The following is a 17,575-nucleotide window of genomic DNA, read 5'->3' on the forward strand; positions in this document are numbered from 1 at the left end:
GGGAAAAGATGAATTTATATAATCGTGTTTGTGAAGTTTTAGATATTGAAGTACCGATCATACAAGCTGGTATGGCTGGGGATAGGATTACAACCGTAGAGCTCATTGTGAATGTATGTGAAGCTGGAGGCCTTGGGACATTGGGAGCTGCTTATATGCAGCCAGAGGATATTCGGCAGACAGTGCAAGAAATTAGAAAACATACAGATAAGACATTTGCAGTGAACCTGTTTGCTACTGATATGATAGATAATACAGTTGGTATGGAAGAAGTTCAACATATGTTAGATACTATGCGAGATGTTTTGCATATTAAGCGTAGTGGCCAAAAAATCAAAACTCAAAATTTATTTAAAGATCAATTTAAAGTATTAGTGGAAGAACAAGTACCCGTCGTGAGTACAGCTTTTGGTATTCTTCCCTCTTATGCTATGAAAATAGCAAAAGAGCAAGGCATGAAGGTTATTACAATGATTACAACGGTTAGAGAAGCTTTAGAAGCTCAAGAACAAGGTACAGACATTATCGTAGCACAAGGAAGTGAAGCTGGTGGACATCGAGGAACATTTGATATGAACGAACATCCTAATGGAGCTAATATTGGGCTCTTCTCTCTCGTGCCTCAAGTAGTAGATAGAGTTAATATTCCCGTTGTGGCATCTGGTGGAATTATGGATGGAAGGGGATTAATAGCAGCTCTAACTTTAGGTGCAAGTGGTATTCAGATGGGAACTGTATTTCTAGCTACAAAAGAGTCTGGGGCCCATTCGTGCTATAAACAAGCTCTATATGAAAGTGATGAAGAAAGTACTGTTATTACAAAGAACTTTTCAGGTCGCCCAGCAAGAGGAATAAAAAATGCTTTTATTAAGGACTTCGATCATTCTAAGATTCAACCTTTAGCTTTTCTTACGCAAAATGCTGTGACAGGAGATATTCGAAAAGCTGCAGCTAAGCAAAGTAATAAAGAATATATGTCTTTATGGTGTGGTCAAGGAACACGATTACTGGAGAAAGATAAAACAGCAACAGAGATAATTAATACCACTATGCAACAAGCAAAAAGCATTTTAACAACATTTAATTATAGATAAAACTACCAAACAAACTTCCTGAAAAGAGGCCTGTTTCAGAAATTGCATCTTAGTTAACATAATAGATCTTATCCAAAGTGAAAAAGGCGTAAAATCATTGAGTGACAAAGGTTTTAGGTTTTTTTCTTTTAGGTATACTTTTATGGACATTTATAAAACGGTAATTTTTCTCATATAATTAATAAAACAAGCAGCCATTTCTAGCTGCTTGTTTTATTTCTAATTTACATTATATTATCAGTAATATAATCGATCTTGAAGAAGCGCAGATAGTGTTTCTTTTTTTTATGAAACTATGCTATTATCGTTAAGGTTTGTTGAGAAAGGAAGGTTTTTGTCCTTAAGGGCATTCTTTTAGTATAGTGTAAAAAAAATAAGGAGTTGATAGGTTGTTTTTCTCTGAACTGTTCCAGCGGTTCCCTGTAAAGGTTTTAACTGTGGCGCTGCTGATTATACTCATAGTTTATTTTATCCGAAAATCCATCAAGCTTTTCTTTGACAAAACGAGCTTCTTGGATGAAAAACGGGAAGAGACGTTGATGCATTTCTCTAACCAGGTGACAAAAGTATTAGGACTGGCTCTCTTTTTTATTTATTTGCTTAGCCCTTTCTTCGAGATGACAAAGCTTATCACGGGTTCGGTCGTGTTTGCAAGTGCCTTGGCATTAATTTTCCAGCATATCATCCGCGATTACATAATGGGGCTGACCTACTTGTTTGAACGCCAGCTCCATCATGGGGATTATGTCATCCTCAATGGAAATCGTCAAGGGAAAATAGAGGAAATCAGCATGCGCTACCTAAAGATCCGTCAGTATGACGGATACCTCTATACAGTCTCCTATAGCAACATCACGGAACTTCAAAACGGGAACCGAGGAAGGCGCCGAGTAAACGAAAGCCTTGTCCTTAACTATAGACAAAATCCGGATGATGCCTTCAAGGTGATGGAGGAAGTGGCACGAATATGCAACGAGAAATACGGTCAATATTTATTGAAAGATGAGAATGGAGTTCCCGAGGAGAGTTTTCAATTCAACCAAATCACAGAACTGAACGTAGATTTCAGAGGTCACCAATATTCATTATCAGCCCTTGTGAAGGAAAATAATTTTGTGGAAGCAAGCAAAAAGGTGAGATATGAACTGGCAATGGCTGCCTACAAGAACGACTTAATGATGGCTGAGAGCCCCAACACAAGCAATTAAAAAGTAAACGAAGACTGAAAAACGGATATAGAAAAGAGAAAAAGGGGGAGGTTTTTTGAGCGAAAGCGTTTCGTAGGGCAAAAAATACGACCCGTACCTTGCCTATATCCAAGTTTTTATAGTTAACATATGTTGATTATCGGTGTTAGAAAAAGCCTTATTTTAAATAAGGCTTTTTCTTTTTACATAGGTATACTTTTATGGACGTTAACTAAATTAAATTTAATCCTTATCTTCATTTTTGTAGATTGTCCACATATTGTTAAAAAAATAAAGTCTTAATTTTATTTTTCCTATCATGTAAAATTCCATATATATCAATAAACTTAGTGAATATCTTTATGAAGGAGTTAATTTATATCTAGATTGGTCTATTTAATTTTGGCTTGTCTATGTTACTTCCATATTAAATTCTTATAGGTATCATGTAAGGAAAGGTAAGTGTTAATATGCAAGAAAAACTGAGAAATGCTGTTGTGGTAGGAGCAGGTATTGGAGGGTTATCGGCTGCTATTGCTTTAAGAAAAACGGGTCTAAATGTAACTGTATATGAAAGAAATGAAAAAGATGCTCCATCGGGTTCTGGAATTACCCAACCTCAAAATACATTTAAAGTACTTAAAGATTTAAGTATATATGAGGATTGTTTAAAATCTGGAGTACAACTAGATTATCTAGAAATTATGGACAAGGAAGGGAATTTGCTTCTTGAAGTGAACCAGAAATTTATGAATGCGGATGGACCAGGAAGAAATTCAATTTGGAGATCAAGTTTAAAAGATGTTCTCCTTTCTAAAGCATTATCGCTTGGAGTAATAGTAGAATGGAAGAAAAATTTTACTACCTACCAGGAGAATCAAACAGAGGTTATCCTATCTTTTGAAGATGGAACTCAAGTCTCAGCTGATCTTTTAGTGAGTTTCGATGGGATACGATCTCAAGTAAGAGATATCATGTTAGGGAGAAAGGTTACTCCTCAATATTTAGGAATGGGTGCATGGAGAGTTCCTCTAACGTTTGAAAAAAATACAATCTCGAAAAGAAGTTACATGTTGCTGAACGGGAATACAAAAGTCGGAATCTTTCCTTTAACAGATAAAGAGGGGTATCTATTTATTCTAAAGCCCGTTCCTTCAGACTATTGGGATGATGAAAAAAAACGTTACTATACTGTTAGTGAAATCTTAAAACATTTTCATGGAAAAGCTGATTTCATCAAAACTTGTTTTAACAAAGATACACCCATCATTTTCAATCTTATTGAAGAAGTCGTATTAGAAGAAAAATGGTATCGTAACCGTGTAGTAATTGGTGGAGATGCAGCTCATGCTAGTGCCCCTAATTTAGCCCAAGGAGCTGCTATGGCTATGGAAGATGCTAGTGTATTAGGAGAAGAACTCTCTAATACGACCTCTTTAGAAGAAGCACTTCATTCCTATTACGTAAGAAGATTTCCAAGAGCTCGTGCTATTCAATCGTTATCTGCTGAACTTCTTAAAAATGAGTTAAAAGGTAATTTTGCTCAAGAAGAGATTATAGCTAAAAGCGATTGCATTCTACAAGAAGCTTACTAATCCCCCATAAAGGGTTCATTTTTATAAAAAGAGAATAAAGCACTTAACATCAACGATGTTCGAGGAAGTAAAAAGAGCACAAACTCGTTAATTAATAACGGATTTGTGCTTTTTTATTTGTGATATTTCCTAATTTACGTAAAATGAACAAATTTTTTTACTGTTAATTCTTGTCTTAGAGTCCACTTTAACATTTAAAATATCCATATATGTCTTAAAGAAATCTTTAGCACAACGTTAGCTGCAAGACCAACCATACAGATTAGGGAGAAAAAATAAGGGGAAGGGGATAAGGTGAGAAAATATGTTAATGAAAAATTTTATAGTTCAACTACCACGAGGACTCCAAGCGAGACATACAGCTTTATTTGTACGCAAAGTTTCCTCATTTAAAAGTGAAGTGATTCTTTCTAAAAGTGGAAAGGTTGCCAATGGAAAAGATATCATGAAGATTATGGATTTAGTAATTAAAGAAGGGGATGAAATCACCCTAGTAGTGCATGGATTTGATGAACAAGCGGTAATGGAAACCTTAAAAAAATATCTTTCAAACCTTACATAAATATAATGAGTAAAATCTTAGAAACCATACGGAGAGGCGAAGGAGTTCAGATTTGATAAACAAGTTTTCAATTTTATATTATTGTTCTTTATAAATAATATTTGAGTAGTTTTTTTGCTTTTGGTTAGGTATTATTATTTAAATTTGCTACTATAATCAATACTCTAATGGTGACAATATTATCATATGTAGCAGATTACTTTGTAAGTTATAGAAAGAATATGAAGACTAATATCTTATAGGTCTCAGTTTCTTGTTAAAAGAAAGGATTCATATCGGATAGGAGGTTTCTTATATTGAAAAAGTATAAGTGGGGAATGATGTTACTAGTGTTAGCATTCTTCATAGAATGGTCTTACAATTTTCTGAATTATGAAAGAGAGATTGCTAAGAACTTCGCAGACAAACTCTTCTCTTATCCACTTCCTCCTAAAACAGAGATCACAGATAAAGGTTTTGACTACGAAGTTTTATATGGAGAAGATTTTTTGGGGAGTGAAGATAAACCCACACCCACGGTCGTTGCTTACATAAGACTATCATCTAAACTTAGTGAAAAAGAATTAATGGACTACTATAAAGAAAATAATGATGTAGAGTCTAGCGTTAGTTCCTTAAAAGGTTTTGAGATTTATTTTGAAGGGGAGATAGAGAACAAAGCAACACTTATGAGTAAGAAAGATTGGTATGAAGAATTACATTTGAATAAAAGAAATAACGAAGAAAACCCTCTAGAGCTTATTGTTCAGGTGCAAAATATGTCTGATTCTAACTCGATAGAAATTACTTGTTTCTAGGACTAGGTCGAAAAGGTGTCTCCATTATCGTTTGATTTTTGGAGCTCTAAGTATAGGATTCATTAACAAACTGAGTTTTTATTATAGGTAAGTAGGAAATTGCTGTAGATTCCTCAACAAAATTATAGAAAAGCCAATCATCCTAATTAGGATGATTGGCTTTTTTCTTTAATAATAGGTTTTTAACCTATAACAATTGCAAAAGACAGTTTTATAAAATCACACTGGAACATCAAATCGTTTACTCTCGCTGTATTTCTACCAATCGATGCGTTTTCCATCTCTGAAAAATTCCCCGTTAGGTCCTTTAGGTCCAATCGTCGCTAACCAAAGAATAGATTCGGCTGCTTGTTTAGGAGTTCTTGGAGCAGATGGTCCTCCCATATCTGAACTTACCCATCCCGGATCGACCGCGTTTATTTTAATATCACCATTAATTTCTGCAGCTATCAATTGGGTCAATCCATTTAAGACAAGCTTAGACAATTTATATGCTCCTACTCCTGGGTAAGACATTTCGCTCAACGCCCCATATTCTGAAGAAACATTAATTATTCTTCCATATCCTTGTTTTTCCATGATGGGAATGGAGGAACGGATGACATGGTAAGCGCCGAAGAAATTCGTTGTTATCGTTCTCTCTAAAACAGAAGGGTCCATAGCCATTAATTTTTCATTATGATCCACATACACGCCAGCATTATTAATCAATACGTCTAATCTTTCATACTGCTCATTTACTGTACCCATAGCTTGGCGAATGCTTTCTTGATTATCTACATCCATCACTACAAACCACACATCAAGATTTGACTCCTTAAGTTTTTTTACAGCTTCATGCCCCATTTCTGGATCCCGACTTGCTAAAATGACTTTAAAACCATTCAACGCCAATTGTTTGACCAGTTCATATCCAATACCTCGATTGCCACCGGTGACAAGTGCAACTTTAATATCCTTAGACATTTTAAACCCCCATTTTTAGGCTGTTAATCTTGTAATCTTGTGCTAGGATAGACTTCTATACCCGAGAAATTTAATAAAAGAAAGTAGGACAGGGAACATAAATTAATCATGCACAGGGAGTTCTTAAAGAATGTTGAATGTATTCCTTATTTGGAAAGTTGTTTTATAGGATTATACATGTAGTTTCTCAATAGAATAAATGGCAAACTTAATAGCAATGATAATACACCCACTAATAAGATGTATTGTGTACCTAATCCTGATATAAACAATCCACCTACAGCTGTTCCCATTGTTGTTCCTAAGTTAGCGGACGTTACAAACAATCCATTAGCAAAATCAGGAGCTTCTGGGGCTGCAGAAGTAATCCAATATTGATTTATATTATTTCCTATACCCGCTAATATTCCCCAAACTAAAGTCATGATAGCCATAGGCAAAGTAAATTGTCCGATTAAGAATAATATGATGTAAACGAATCCTAATACAAATGGAAAAGAAACAATAGATTTGATGGCATCTTTAGTAAGTAATTTTCCTGCCACAGTTGATTTGTACGACAAGACAGATGTAATTCCATTTGACAAGTTAGAAGCCTTCTTTACCGAAAATTTGAAGTAACAATTACTTCAAATTAAAAGTGAGAATTTGTAAGTGGAAAAGACCAACGTTAAAAGATGGTAACATAGCGGGTTTACTTCCTAAGAATGGGGATGATAAACACCATTCTTAGGGAATCCTTAAGATTAAAGAGACGATGGACTATTTTTTATTTGCACACCTTCATTTTTCATCTTATACGGAAGCATTTATAAAAGTAAATGTTCAACACTCCTTTGAACATCAATTAACAGGGTTCTATCAACAAGCCTTTGATACTCGTCTAGAAAAAGCTAAGCAATGGATGGGGATGAGAATGGAGGTAGAGAAAAGAAGAATGGATGATGACTCAATTTGAAAAATTGTCATTAAGGTGTCCAATGTTAGTCTTTTTCATCCTAAAAAGTAGCAAACTAATTTTAGTCTTTACGCCTTGTTTACTTCCTTTCTGAAGTGTTTAGACGTTATTTTAGGCCCCTGTTTTTAATCATTAAGCACTCTATTACGCTGTTCTTGATTTGAAATGGATTAAATTTAGTCTTTTTCATCTTAAAAGATTAGACTTTATGTGTAGTTACTTTCCTTCTTTTTCCTTTTTCTTTCTCTTTTTTATAAAAATGTAGACAGACTCAGCAAAAAACAAAAGGAGAAGAAAACAGAGAACAAATAATTCTATAACTTCCATTATACGAAAAGGGTTTACAGCATTGTACAATGCTTGAAAAACATCTAATCCTTGAAAAATATCGATGCTTAGAGATAACCCCATTAAACATCCTGTCATTAAAAGGGAAACACCTATGATTTTCATACTTATCACACTCCACTTAATAGAATTTTCCCTTTCCTCTAATATGATACAAATTTCTTTTGAGAAAAATTACATAAAAACCCCTTATATGGTTAAGGTAATAAAAAATAAAGGAAGGATGCCTTAACTTATGCCTTCGTTTTTTAAAAATCGCAAATCAAAAAAGGACTCCCAACAGGATGCTGAAAATCAATCTGGTAACAACTCAGTAAAAAATATATACAGTTCCTTATCAGCGAACCTCGATACGATTAAACAGAAAACAGGAAACAGTTCAGATATCATGATTCGTCAATTAAAAATGGGGGAGAATTTTGATATTAAGATAGCCATTGTCTATGTAGAAGGAATTGTAGACAACCAATCTATTCAAGAGTTCTTACTCGAATCCATAATGAAAGACAATCATAAAGAAACAGTGAATAAGCAAAACGTGTTCGATCTGATTTCTGAAGATATGATTACAATTGGGGATGTATCATCTATTAATACCTGGAATGACCTGTTTTTATCCTTATTGGCAGGCGATACCCTTATTCTAGTTGATGAAATAGATCAAGCATTGACTGTAGGGACAAAAGGTGGAGAGAGGCGTGCCATTGCCGAATCAAGTACCCAGATGGTAGTACGCGGTCCAAAGGAAGCATTTACAGAGTCTATTGGAACCAACATAGCCATGGTACGTCGAATTATTAAAAGCCCGGATTTATGGGTTGAATCTATGAAAATTGGTCGTATAACCCAAACAGATATAACAATGATGTACATACATGGCATTGCGAATGATGAAATCATTAAAGAAATACGCCAACGATTACATAAGATTGATATTGATAGCATTTTAGAATCAGGCTATATTCAACAACTCATTGAAGATCAAACGATAACCACATTCCCCACTATTTACGATACCGAAAGACCAGATATAGTAGCAGGAAATCTCTTAGAGGGACGAATTGCTATTTTTGTTGATGGAACGCCTTTTGTACTGATTGCTCCAGCTGTCTTTATCCAATTTTTTCAGTCGCCTGAAGACTATTATGTACGTTTCGACATTTCGACATCGATTCGCTTTTTACGTATTGTTATGTTTCTTATTTCACTTATCGCGCCAGCTGCCTATGTTGCTGTTACAACTTTTCATCAGGAGATGGTCCCAACACAGCTTATCGTAGCGATTGCAGCACAAAGGGAAGCTGTCCCTTTCCCAGCATTTGTAGAAGCTCTTCTCATGGAGGTTACCTTTGAAATCTTACGAGAAGCAGGGATTCGGTTACCGAAAGCCATTGGTTCAGCTGTGTCCATTGTCGGTGCCCTTGTTATTGGGCAAGCTGCCGTTCAAGCTAGTATTGTATCACCAGCCATGGTTATCATTGTATCCATAACGGCGATTGCTAATTTTGCTACACCCTCCTTTGCGATGGCTATTTCGATTCGCTTAATCCGTTTTCTGTTTATGATATGTGCAGCGGTATTTGGTTTCTATGGCATTATTCTGGCACTTCTTATGATGGTCGTCCATTTATGCAGTTTACGTTCATTTGGTATTCCCTATATGGCACCATTGGCTCCTTTCATACCCTCAAACAATGAAGATACGGTTGTACGATTACCTTGGTGGACACTTAGAAAAAGACCGCGACTAATAAGTGCAAATACTAGGCGTGAAGGAATCAACCAGCGACCAAATCCTCCTTCATCGCGTGGTATGGTGAATGGGAATCTTGAAGAAGGTGACAACAATGAAACGTAAAGGAGCTTTTCTTTTATTAATAATGATGGTGACCGTCTTATTAACAAGTTGTTGGAGTAAAAAGGAGTTAACAGACCTTGCTATTGTGGCAGCCATGGGAGTAGATAAAACGAAAGATGGGCGATATAACCTGACACTTCAAATTATTAATCCCGGGAACGTGGCTGGAGGCTTGCAAGGAGGCGGAGGTCAGGTGCAAAGTCCCCCTGTGACCATCTATTCAGCTTCAGGGGACAATATAGTGGAAACAAGCAGACGGGCTTCAAGCAGAATTTCTCGGCGACTGTATTATGCTCACACAAACTTAGTCATCGTTGGGGAAAGTCTTGCAAGAGAAGAAGGGATTGAGGTATTGATGGATGCTTTTGATCGAGATCCTGAATTTCGAACGACCTCAGCTCTCGTCATTGCTAACCACTCAACTGCTGCGGATTTAGTTAAAACATTAACTCCTGTTGATAAGATTCCAGCAAATAAAGTGCTGAAAACTTTAGAATTCACAGAAAGACAATGGGGAGAGAATGTAAAAGTTTCACTCCAAGATGTAATGAAAGGTCTTCAATCCTCCAAAGAGGAAACCGTTGTAGCTGGATTTAGTATGGTGGGAAATCCTAAACAAGCGCAAAGGTTAGATAACCTTCAAGAAAGTGCGCCTGAAGCCACGCTTCGAGCTTCCGGAATTGCTGTTTTAAAACAAGGAAAGTTAGTGGATTGGCTGTATGGAAAAACAGCAAGAGGAACGGTATGGATTTTAGATAAAATACAAGGAACGGCTATTAATGTTGATTGGGAAGGAAAAAAAGCAGCAATAGCTTATAAAACCGTTCGTCAAAAAACAGATGTATCTGCCAAAATGAAGAATGGCCATCCTCACGTTTCAATTCATACTCGGGTTGAAGGAGACATTGGTGAAATGAAGATACCTATTGATATCACCAATACAAAGGTCATTACAAAGATTGAACAGTCCTTGAGAAAAGAAATAAAAAAAGAATTAGAGAAAGCCATTGAACATGCGCAGAAAAATAAAACAGATATCCTTGGATTTGGTGAAGTCATTCACCGTTCTAGACCAAATGAATGGAAAAAAATAAAAACTGAATGGAGCGATGTGTATTTTCCAAAATTAGATGTAGATATTACTGTGGATGCTTATATCCGCCGTACTGGTTTGCGAAACAAGTCGTTTCTTTCAGGTGTAAAAGAGAATCAGGAGTAAAGAAAAGAGTTACCAATGGAATGAAGTAAGTCAAAACTAGTGGTAATTAGCTCTTTATCTCAATGGTTCTGTTTGAACTGATCAGTACTATGTTCAAGCCTTTTTTATGAGAGCGAAGCAGGATGCCTGACTGACGATTTTATTTGAAATAGTAGCGGCGGTTTGGTTTTATTTTTAATCCCTCATAAACTTTATTTGTAATATTCCCTTAGGTAAGGTGATGGAAACCTTATTTATCTTTGTCTACATTTTTGGGGGATAAAAGAGAAGAAAAAGCAGGAAAAAGGAGGTGGAAGGGGAGTGGAAAAAGCCAAAATTAGTGCCAGTCAGCTCTTTGTTCTCATGGTCTTATTTGAACTAGGTAGTTCTTTATTGGTACCTCTTGCCATGGATGCAAAACAGGACGCTTGGCTTGCGATTCTACTTGGAATGATAGGCAGTTTAGTTTTACTCTTAATCTTTCATAAGCTTTATTCCTATTATCCAGATCTCTTGCCTACGGACTACATGCAAAAAATCCTAGGTAAAGGGATAGGAAGCGTACTTGCCTTTGTCTACATCCTTTACTTTATGTATGATGCATCAAGAATTCTACGTGATTTTGGGGAAATGTTATTGACCTTTGCCTATCCTGATACGCCTTTATTTATCGCAAACGCTTTATTAATGCTTGTCATTATTTATATGGTTCGAAAAGGAATAGAGGTTATCGCGCGCTCAGGCGAGGTCCTTTTTATACCGATGTATATCCTTGCTGTCACTGGATTTATTCTCATTGTGAGTTCTGGTTTAATCGATTTTACCAACTTACAACCAGTACTTGAAGAAGGGATGTTACCTGTCTTAAAAGTTGTCTTTACTCAAACCTTATATTTTCCGTTTGCAGAAGCTATTGTGTTTACGATGATTCTGCCTTGTTTAAATAATCCTAAGAAGGCAAAAGTGACCATGTTATGTGCAACAGGATTAAGTGGCATCAATTTGGTGATTACGATGATCATTAATGTTAGTGTGCTTGGGGTGGATTTGACAGCACGTTCACAATTCCCTCTTCTTAGTACTGTACAAAGCATCCAGGTTGCTGATTTCTTGGAACGTCTTGATGTATTTTTTATGATTGCCCTGGTAATTGGTATTTTTTTTAAGATTAGCGTGTTATTTTATGCAGCTGTTATAGGCACGGCCAGTTTATTTAAAATTGAATCGCCTTCACGACTATCGCATCCTTTAGGCATAGCTATTCTTTTCTTATCCATCACGATTGCGAGTAACGTCCAGGAACACCTCCAAGAGGGACTGAAGATAACAATGTTTGTTCTTCATATTCCTCTCCTAGTGATGGTTCCTTTCCTTCTTCTTATTGTTGCTTTCTTAAAAAATAGGAAGAAACAGAGGGAATAATACATCATTTTGCCGAACATGAAGTCATTATTGGTGAATTTTAGATTTCAACTATCACATGCTATTGGAACTAACATATTTTTGTCTAGTCCCTTACATACTAAACGATAATAAACAAAATAGAGAAAGGTTTATAACAAATAAAACTTTCAAGAAGGAGAGAGTGGGAAAACGATTAAAAGTATCCTTTTCTCTCTATGTGAATGGTGAGGTGCTTTTTATGTATACTTGGTTTTATGATCATTTTGTTAACACTGTCATTTTCCCGCTTAGCTGTTTAGTGCTGGTTACGATTATTTTAAGCATGTATGCATACTTTAAATTAAAGAAAATAAATAAATAGTAGTTCACAGAAATATTTAAATATTGATTATCAGTATTGAAACGTTCATTCTCCTTTTGGATTTACAGGTTCCATCCCAAAAATTAAATATAACTTTCCCAACATTCTTTGGCTACCAATGAAAGATTTTTTCTAACTGTGTTTTATTCAACTTGTTTTTATTTTCTAAAGTAATCGTACCTTTTCTTTTTCTTATCTTTAAAGGCTCATTAAGTTCATCTTTACTTAAAACCTTATAAAAAGGTATAAAATTCTTTGATAATAGGGGGGAATCGATAAAATGAAGGTGTTGAAATTCAACAACAGAAACAAAGGCCACAAGAGGATAATTGCTGTTTAAGTATGTATATAAGTTGTATATCCTATTCAAAAAAACTCTATTATTTCTTCACAAAGTTAGATTAGTTAATTGTTAAAATAGAGAAAACCCTATAATATAAACATGTATAGCTATTAGTAAGTTTTTTTAGTAAAAGAAACTTATTACGTAAGGAGAGTTAAACTTGAAAAAGAAACAAAGCACTGCAATAGAAGTAGCTAAGTTAGCTAACGTTTCACAATCAACTGTCTCCAGGGTATTTACTCCAGGGGCAAAGGTGTCGCCTAAGACTCAAAAACGAGTGCTGGATGCAGCTCAAAAAATAGGCTATCGTCCAAATGCTTTGGCAAGAGGGTTAATAACGAATAAAACCAATATAGTTGGTCTTGTAATGGGAAATATCCAAAATCCTTTTTATCCAGAAATCCTAGATAAATTGACAAAAAGTTTATATGAAAGAGGATATCATGTTCTTTTTTTTCATACAAAGAACGATGAAATTGACCAAGATGAAATATCTCAATTTCTTGAATACAATGTAGAGGGCGTAATCATGACGGACGTTTTATTATCTTCAAGTGTCGTCTCCAGGCTTTCGACACATGATATACCTATTGTCCTTTTTAATAGATATACTCAAGATTCTTCCTGTCATTCTGTATGTTGCGATAATTACGCTGCTGGCAAGAAAATTGCGGAATATCTATTTAAACAAGGTCATCAAAAATTCACTTATATTTCTGGTCGTATAAATACATCAACAAGCCGTGATCGGGAGAAGGGATTTGTTGAGTTTCTTACACAAAAAGGCATAAAACCTATCGTAGAAGAAGGAGATTATACTTATGAAGCTGGTTACAATGTAGCTAGGCAGTTATTAAAAGATAGCAATCGTCCAGATGCCATTTTTTGTGCAAATGATATTATGGCATTAGGAGTAATAGATGCTGCTAAAAACTTAGGTATATCTATTCCAAATGATTTATCAATTATAGGGTTTGATGATATTGCAATGGCTTCTTGGCCTCTATATTCCTTAACAACCTGGCAGCAACCAGTGAATGAAATGATTGAAGAAACGATTAATATATTATTAAATAGAGTTGAGGAAGAAACTACAAAACCTAAATGCCTATTTCTTTCGGGGTCACTTATTGAAAGAAAATCTGTAAAGATATTAAAAGAATAGTTGACAATGAAAACGTTATCACTCATACTAGTTAACAAGCAGAATAGTATGAATGATACAAAAAATGAATACGTATGCAAGTTTTATTTTAAATTGAATCAAAGCGTACTATATGTTGTGAAACTGTAATAAACATACATTATTTACTTTCTAAAATAAAATGCATACGTATGCAAAAAAGGAGAGATTTTATTATGGTGCAAATTTTTAAACAGGGGAAAAGTCAGGAAGAGATTGCCCAAAATGATATGCAAATATCAACAACAGTAAGTCAAACAATTAAAAAGGTTGAAGATGAAGGGGACGCTGCGGTCAGAGAATTATCCAGAAAGTTTGATAATTGGTCTCCAGAAAGTTTTAGGTTAACAGATCACCAAATTATTGAAATTGTAAATAGCGTGCCAGAACAAACAATTGAAGATATTAAATTTGCCCAAAGCAATGTAAGAAGATTTGCTGAAGAACAGAGAAAGTCTATGTTAGATATTGAAGTAGAAACATTACCAGGTGTTATTCTTGGTCACAAAAATATTCCAGTAGGGAGTGTTGGCTGTTATATTCCTGGGGGACGTTATCCTATGGTTGCTTCTGCACATATGAGTGTATTAACAGCAAAAGTAGCGGGAGTAAAACGAGTGATCGCTTGCACTCCACCTATTGCTGGAGAAATTCCTGCAGCTACAGTTGCAGCGATGCATCTAGCAGGGGCCGATGAAATTTATATTCTTGGAGGTATTCAAGCAATGGCTGCAATGGCTGTCGGTACGGAAACAATCGAACCGGTGGATATGCTGGTAGGTCCAGGGAATGCATATGTAGCAGAAGCAAAACGTCAATTATATGGTCGTGTGGGAATTGACCTCTTTGCAGGCCCTACAGAAACATTAGTAGTTGCTGATGAAACCGCAGATGCAGAAATGATTGCAACTGACCTTTTGGGACAGGGAGAGCACGGTCCAACTTCACCAGGAGCATTGATTACAACGTCTAAAAAATTAGCCGAAGAGACTGTAGAGGAGATTGAACGTCAACTTCAAAACCTTCCAACGGCTGATGTAGCACGAGTTTCCTGGGAAGATTACGGGAGAATCATTATTGTTGAAAATGAGCAGGAAGCTTTAATAGAGGCTGATAAACTGGCTTTTGAACATGTAGAAATTTTAACGAAAAATCCAGATTACTTCTTGGAGAATATGAACAATTATGGATGTTTATTCCTTGGGCCAGAAACAAATGTAGCATATGGTGATAAAGTAATTGGTACAAATCATACCCTTCCAACAAAAGGCGCAGCACGCTATACTGGGGGGCTTTGGGTAGGCAAGTTTTTAAAAACATGCACATATCAAAAAGTTACAGAAGAGGCAAGCGTCCAAATCGGTGAATATGCCGCACGTCTTTGTCAACTAGAGAATTTTTCTGGTCATGCTGAACAAGCCCTTCTTCGTGTCCGTCGTTATGGGAAAGTAACAGCTAAATAACTAATAAAAAGGATGCATAAACCTCTTATGTATCCTTTTTAACTAAATATTTACTATTGTAAATATAATCTTATAAGTTATAAAAATTGAAAGCGTTTGCTTTTGTTTTAACAATTTACAAGAAAATATTTAAGTATACTACTTTTAATTATCGTTAGTTTCAAAATTATACAATCAAGGAAGTGAGGCTATTATTACTTTGTTAGCTGTTACAGGATTGACCCATAAACAAGCTTACAGAGATATTTTTGCTGTAACTATTATTAAAACTCTTGCATGCTTTTTTATCATCCTTGTCTACAGTTTAACTGGTTTAGTTTAATAATAGAGATTATTGGATTAATAGACTTATAATCAACACTATGAATCAAAATATATAAAATTTTTCCTATGTAATAGGAGGGGACACTAATGGGGCATTTTGATGAACTTAAAGGTAAGAAGGTATTAATTACTGGAGGAAGCAAAGGAATCGGCAAAGATATTGCTTTGGAATTTTCTAAGTTAGGAGCCGATACCGTGATTACAGGTCGTAATGAAGAAGATTTAGTCTCAACTACAAACGAATTAAAACAGATTCATTCCGGCTCCTTTTACTTAAAGACAGATATGCAAAATACATCAAATGTGTATGACATGGTAGATGAAGCAGTTTCCACATTGGGAGGAGTTGATATACTCGTAAATAATGCTGGGGTTAATATTCCTAAACCAGCACTAGAAGTGACAGAAGAAGATTGGGATCAAGTCATAGACACTAATTTAAAAGGGACTTTTTTCTGCGCGCAACGAGTGGGGAAATACATGATAGAACAAGGGGGCGGACGAATTATTAATATGGTTTCTCAAATGGCCTTTGTAGGTTATATTAAACGTTCTGCCTATTGTTCTAGTAAAGGGGGCGCAGTTCAATTAACAAAAGCACTTGCGATTGAATGGGCTCCATATAATGTGAAGGTAAATGCAGTTGCCCCTACTTTTATTGAAACAGACTTTACGAAAAAAATGTTTGAAAACCAGGAATTTTATGAGGAGGTTGTTGCCCGAATCCCTTTAGGGAAATTAGCTCAACCGTCTGATGTTACAGGAGCAGTTGTCTTTTTAGCTTCTGACTTAGCTCAGTTTATAACAGGGGAAACAATTAAAGTGGATGGAGGTTGGACGGCGATATGAACACTTCTATAGAAAAACTAGCAATACTAGGATCTGGTACAATGGGACATTCTATTGCTTTATGTGCAGCTATGGCGGGATTCCACGTAAAAGTTTGGGGAATAGATGACAATGACATCCAACGTGGGAAAGAAGGTGTGGGGGGAAAATTAAATGTGTTGACAACATATGAAGTAGTGGATTCTAGTGAAACGAAAAGTATACAATCTCGTATTCACTTTACCACTTCTTTAAAAGAGTGTGTAAATGAAGTAAGTTTCATTATTGAGGGGATTCCAGAAAACTTGAATTTAAAGCAAAAAATGTTTCAAGAATTAGATGCCTTATGCTCCCCAGATGTGATACTGGCTAGTAACACATCTGGTTTGAGTCCAACAGATATTGCTTCCCTTACATCTTACCCAGAAAGGACTGTGGTTACCCACTTTTGGAATCCTGGTCATTTAATTCCTCTTGTAGAAATCATACGTGGAGAACATACATCAAAAGAGACTGTTGATCGAACAATGGAATTACTTAAGTATATGAATAAAAAGCCAATCGTTGTTAAAAAAGATATTCTTGGTTCAATTGGAAACCGATTGCAATATGCTTTATTCCGTGAAGCTCAATATATTCTTGAGCAAGGAGTGGCTTCCATAGAAGATATTGATAAAGCTGTCTGTTATAGTATAGGAAGACGCCTATCAGTGACAGGGCCATTTATGACAGCTGATATGGGAGGACTCGATGTATTTGATTCCATATCATCCTATCTATTTCCTGATTTAAGTAAACATGAGGAATCGTTTAACATGATGAAAAATCTTGTGGATGAGGGGAATTATGGCCAAAAAACAGGTAAGGGATTTTATCAATGGTCTCAAGATCAATCGAAGAAAATGAACGAAGAACGTGAACAACAACTTATTTACTGGCTGAAAAGAGATTTAGTAGCACTTAAAAAAGATGGTTTTGTCGAAACAGAAAACTAATGGAAATAAAAATAAGCCAAGGGTTCCTGAGAATTTAGAATGAAGAAGAGCATCTAAACATAGATCGTTATATAGTAAAAAGAGAAGAGTTTCCCTTCTCTTTTTTAATTT

Annotated in this window: 15 protein-coding genes and 1 pseudogene; 13 read left to right on the top strand and 3 right to left on the bottom strand. The window is 35.6% G+C overall.

What is annotated here, in order from left to right:
• The first annotated feature begins 8 nt into the window (after positions 1-8).
• The 5 genes from B9N79_RS09745 to B9N79_RS09765 all read left to right on the top strand — a co-directional run bounded on the left by B9N79_RS09745 (position 9) and on the right by B9N79_RS09765 (position 5,235).
• Complete coding sequence (locus B9N79_RS09745; protein WP_046217221.1) at positions 9-1,094, top strand: NAD(P)H-dependent flavin oxidoreductase; 1,086 nt, start codon at positions 9-11, stop codon at positions 1,092-1,094.
• A gap of 389 nt (positions 1,095-1,483) precedes the next feature.
• Positions 1,484-2,302 (top strand): mechanosensitive ion channel family protein, encoded by an 819-nt coding sequence (locus B9N79_RS09750; protein ID WP_046217222.1) that lies wholly within the window; start codon positions 1,484-1,486, stop codon positions 2,300-2,302.
• Positions 2,303-2,751: 449 nt separating this feature from the next.
• The gene (locus tag B9N79_RS09755; protein WP_040057684.1) at positions 2,752-3,876 is read left to right on the top strand and encodes an FAD-dependent monooxygenase; all 1,125 of its coding nucleotides are present in this window, start codon (positions 2,752-2,754) and stop codon (positions 3,874-3,876) included.
• 304 nt (positions 3,877-4,180) lie between these two features.
• Complete coding sequence (locus tag B9N79_RS09760) at positions 4,181-4,438, top strand: HPr family phosphocarrier protein (protein WP_040057683.1); 258 nt, start codon at positions 4,181-4,183, stop codon at positions 4,436-4,438.
• 296 nt (positions 4,439-4,734) lie between these two features.
• The gene (locus tag B9N79_RS09765; protein ID WP_040057682.1) at positions 4,735-5,235 is read left to right on the top strand and encodes a hypothetical protein; all 501 of its coding nucleotides are present in this window, start codon (positions 4,735-4,737) and stop codon (positions 5,233-5,235) included.
• 258 nt (positions 5,236-5,493) lie between these two features.
• On the opposite strand, the gene B9N79_RS09770 is transcribed toward B9N79_RS09765, so the two are convergent.
• On the bottom strand, positions 5,494-6,201 hold the full coding sequence (locus tag B9N79_RS09770) for an SDR family oxidoreductase (protein WP_046217223.1): 708 nt from the start codon (positions 6,199-6,201) through the stop codon (positions 5,494-5,496).
• A gap of 146 nt (positions 6,202-6,347) precedes the next feature.
• Positions 6,348-6,746: pseudogene (locus tag B9N79_RS09775) on the bottom strand (MFS transporter); the annotation flags it as partial.
• 212 nt (positions 6,747-6,958) lie between these two features.
• On the opposite strand from B9N79_RS09775, the gene B9N79_RS09780 reads away from it, so the two are divergent.
• Entirely contained in the window at positions 6,959-7,159 is a 201-nt protein-coding gene (locus B9N79_RS09780) for a hypothetical protein (RefSeq protein WP_040057678.1), read from the top strand.
• A gap of 216 nt (positions 7,160-7,375) precedes the next feature.
• Here the strand turns inward: B9N79_RS09780 and B9N79_RS09785 are convergent, their stop codons facing one another.
• A complete protein-coding gene (locus B9N79_RS09785) occupies positions 7,376-7,612 on the bottom strand; it encodes a YczF family membrane protein (protein WP_040057677.1) in 237 nt (78 codons plus the stop codon).
• Positions 7,613-7,742: 130 nt separating this feature from the next.
• On the opposite strand from B9N79_RS09785, the gene B9N79_RS09790 reads away from it, so the two are divergent.
• The 7 genes from B9N79_RS09790 to B9N79_RS09820 all read left to right on the top strand — a co-directional run bounded on the left by B9N79_RS09790 (position 7,743) and on the right by B9N79_RS09820 (position 17,464).
• On the top strand, positions 7,743-9,365 hold the full coding sequence (locus B9N79_RS09790) for a spore germination protein (RefSeq protein WP_019394430.1): 1,623 nt from the start codon (positions 7,743-7,745) through the stop codon (positions 9,363-9,365).
• The gene (locus B9N79_RS09795; protein ID WP_040057676.1) at positions 9,355-10,584 is read left to right on the top strand and encodes a Ger(x)C family spore germination protein; all 1,230 of its coding nucleotides are present in this window, start codon (positions 9,355-9,357) and stop codon (positions 10,582-10,584) included. The genes B9N79_RS09790 and B9N79_RS09795 overlap by 11 nt, the downstream gene beginning before the upstream one ends.
• Positions 10,585-10,884: 300 nt before the next feature.
• A complete protein-coding gene (locus B9N79_RS09800; protein WP_048896783.1) occupies positions 10,885-11,985 on the top strand; it encodes a GerAB/ArcD/ProY family transporter in 1,101 nt (366 codons plus the stop codon).
• Between the two features lie 846 nt (positions 11,986-12,831).
• A complete protein-coding gene (locus tag B9N79_RS09805) occupies positions 12,832-13,836 on the top strand; it encodes a LacI family DNA-binding transcriptional regulator (RefSeq protein WP_019394423.1) in 1,005 nt (334 codons plus the stop codon).
• Positions 13,837-14,030: 194 nt separating this feature from the next.
• Complete coding sequence (hisD, locus tag B9N79_RS09810) at positions 14,031-15,317, top strand: histidinol dehydrogenase (protein ID WP_085118193.1); 1,287 nt, start codon at positions 14,031-14,033, stop codon at positions 15,315-15,317.
• 411 nt (positions 15,318-15,728) lie between these two features.
• Positions 15,729-16,490, top strand: a complete 762-nt coding sequence (locus B9N79_RS09815) for an SDR family NAD(P)-dependent oxidoreductase (RefSeq protein WP_085118195.1) — start codon at positions 15,729-15,731, stop codon at positions 16,488-16,490.
• Complete coding sequence (locus B9N79_RS09820) at positions 16,487-17,464, top strand: 3-hydroxyacyl-CoA dehydrogenase family protein (protein ID WP_048896784.1); 978 nt, start codon at positions 16,487-16,489, stop codon at positions 17,462-17,464. The genes B9N79_RS09815 and B9N79_RS09820 overlap by 4 nt, the downstream gene beginning before the upstream one ends.
• The last annotated feature ends 111 nt before the right edge of the window (positions 17,465-17,575 follow it).

The organism is Priestia filamentosa (genome assembly GCF_900177535.1).
Taxonomy (GTDB): domain Bacteria; phylum Bacillota; class Bacilli; order Bacillales; family Bacillaceae_H; genus Bacillus_I; species Bacillus_I filamentosa.

What these genes read in the sequence shown, in the direction of transcription:
- B9N79_RS09745 (WP_046217221.1), top strand. Translation starts at nt 9, where the DNA reads ATGAATTTATATAATCGTGTTTGTGAAGTTTTAGATATTGAAGTACCG.
- B9N79_RS09755 (WP_040057684.1), top strand. Translation starts at nt 2,752, where the DNA reads ATGCAAGAAAAACTGAGAAATGCTGTTGTGGTAGGAGCAGGTATTGGA.
- B9N79_RS09760 (WP_040057683.1), top strand. Translation starts at nt 4,181, where the DNA reads ATGTTAATGAAAAATTTTATAGTTCAACTACCACGAGGACTCCAAGCG.
- B9N79_RS09770 (WP_046217223.1), bottom strand. Translation starts at nt 6,201, where the DNA reads ATGTCTAAGGATATTAAAGTTGCACTTGTCACCGGTGGCAATCGAGGT.
- B9N79_RS09780 (WP_040057678.1), top strand. Translation starts at nt 6,959, where the DNA reads ATGGACTATTTTTTATTTGCACACCTTCATTTTTCATCTTATACGGAA.
- B9N79_RS09785 (WP_040057677.1), bottom strand. Translation starts at nt 7,612, where the DNA reads ATGAAAATCATAGGTGTTTCCCTTTTAATGACAGGATGTTTAATGGGG.
- B9N79_RS09790 (WP_019394430.1), top strand. Translation starts at nt 7,743, where the DNA reads ATGCCTTCGTTTTTTAAAAATCGCAAATCAAAAAAGGACTCCCAACAG.
- B9N79_RS09795 (WP_040057676.1), top strand. Translation starts at nt 9,355, where the DNA reads ATGAAACGTAAAGGAGCTTTTCTTTTATTAATAATGATGGTGACCGTC.
- hisD (WP_085118193.1), top strand. Translation starts at nt 14,031, where the DNA reads ATGGTGCAAATTTTTAAACAGGGGAAAAGTCAGGAAGAGATTGCCCAA.
- B9N79_RS09815 (WP_085118195.1), top strand. Translation starts at nt 15,729, where the DNA reads ATGGGGCATTTTGATGAACTTAAAGGTAAGAAGGTATTAATTACTGGA.
- B9N79_RS09820 (WP_048896784.1), top strand. Translation starts at nt 16,487, where the DNA reads ATGAACACTTCTATAGAAAAACTAGCAATACTAGGATCTGGTACAATG.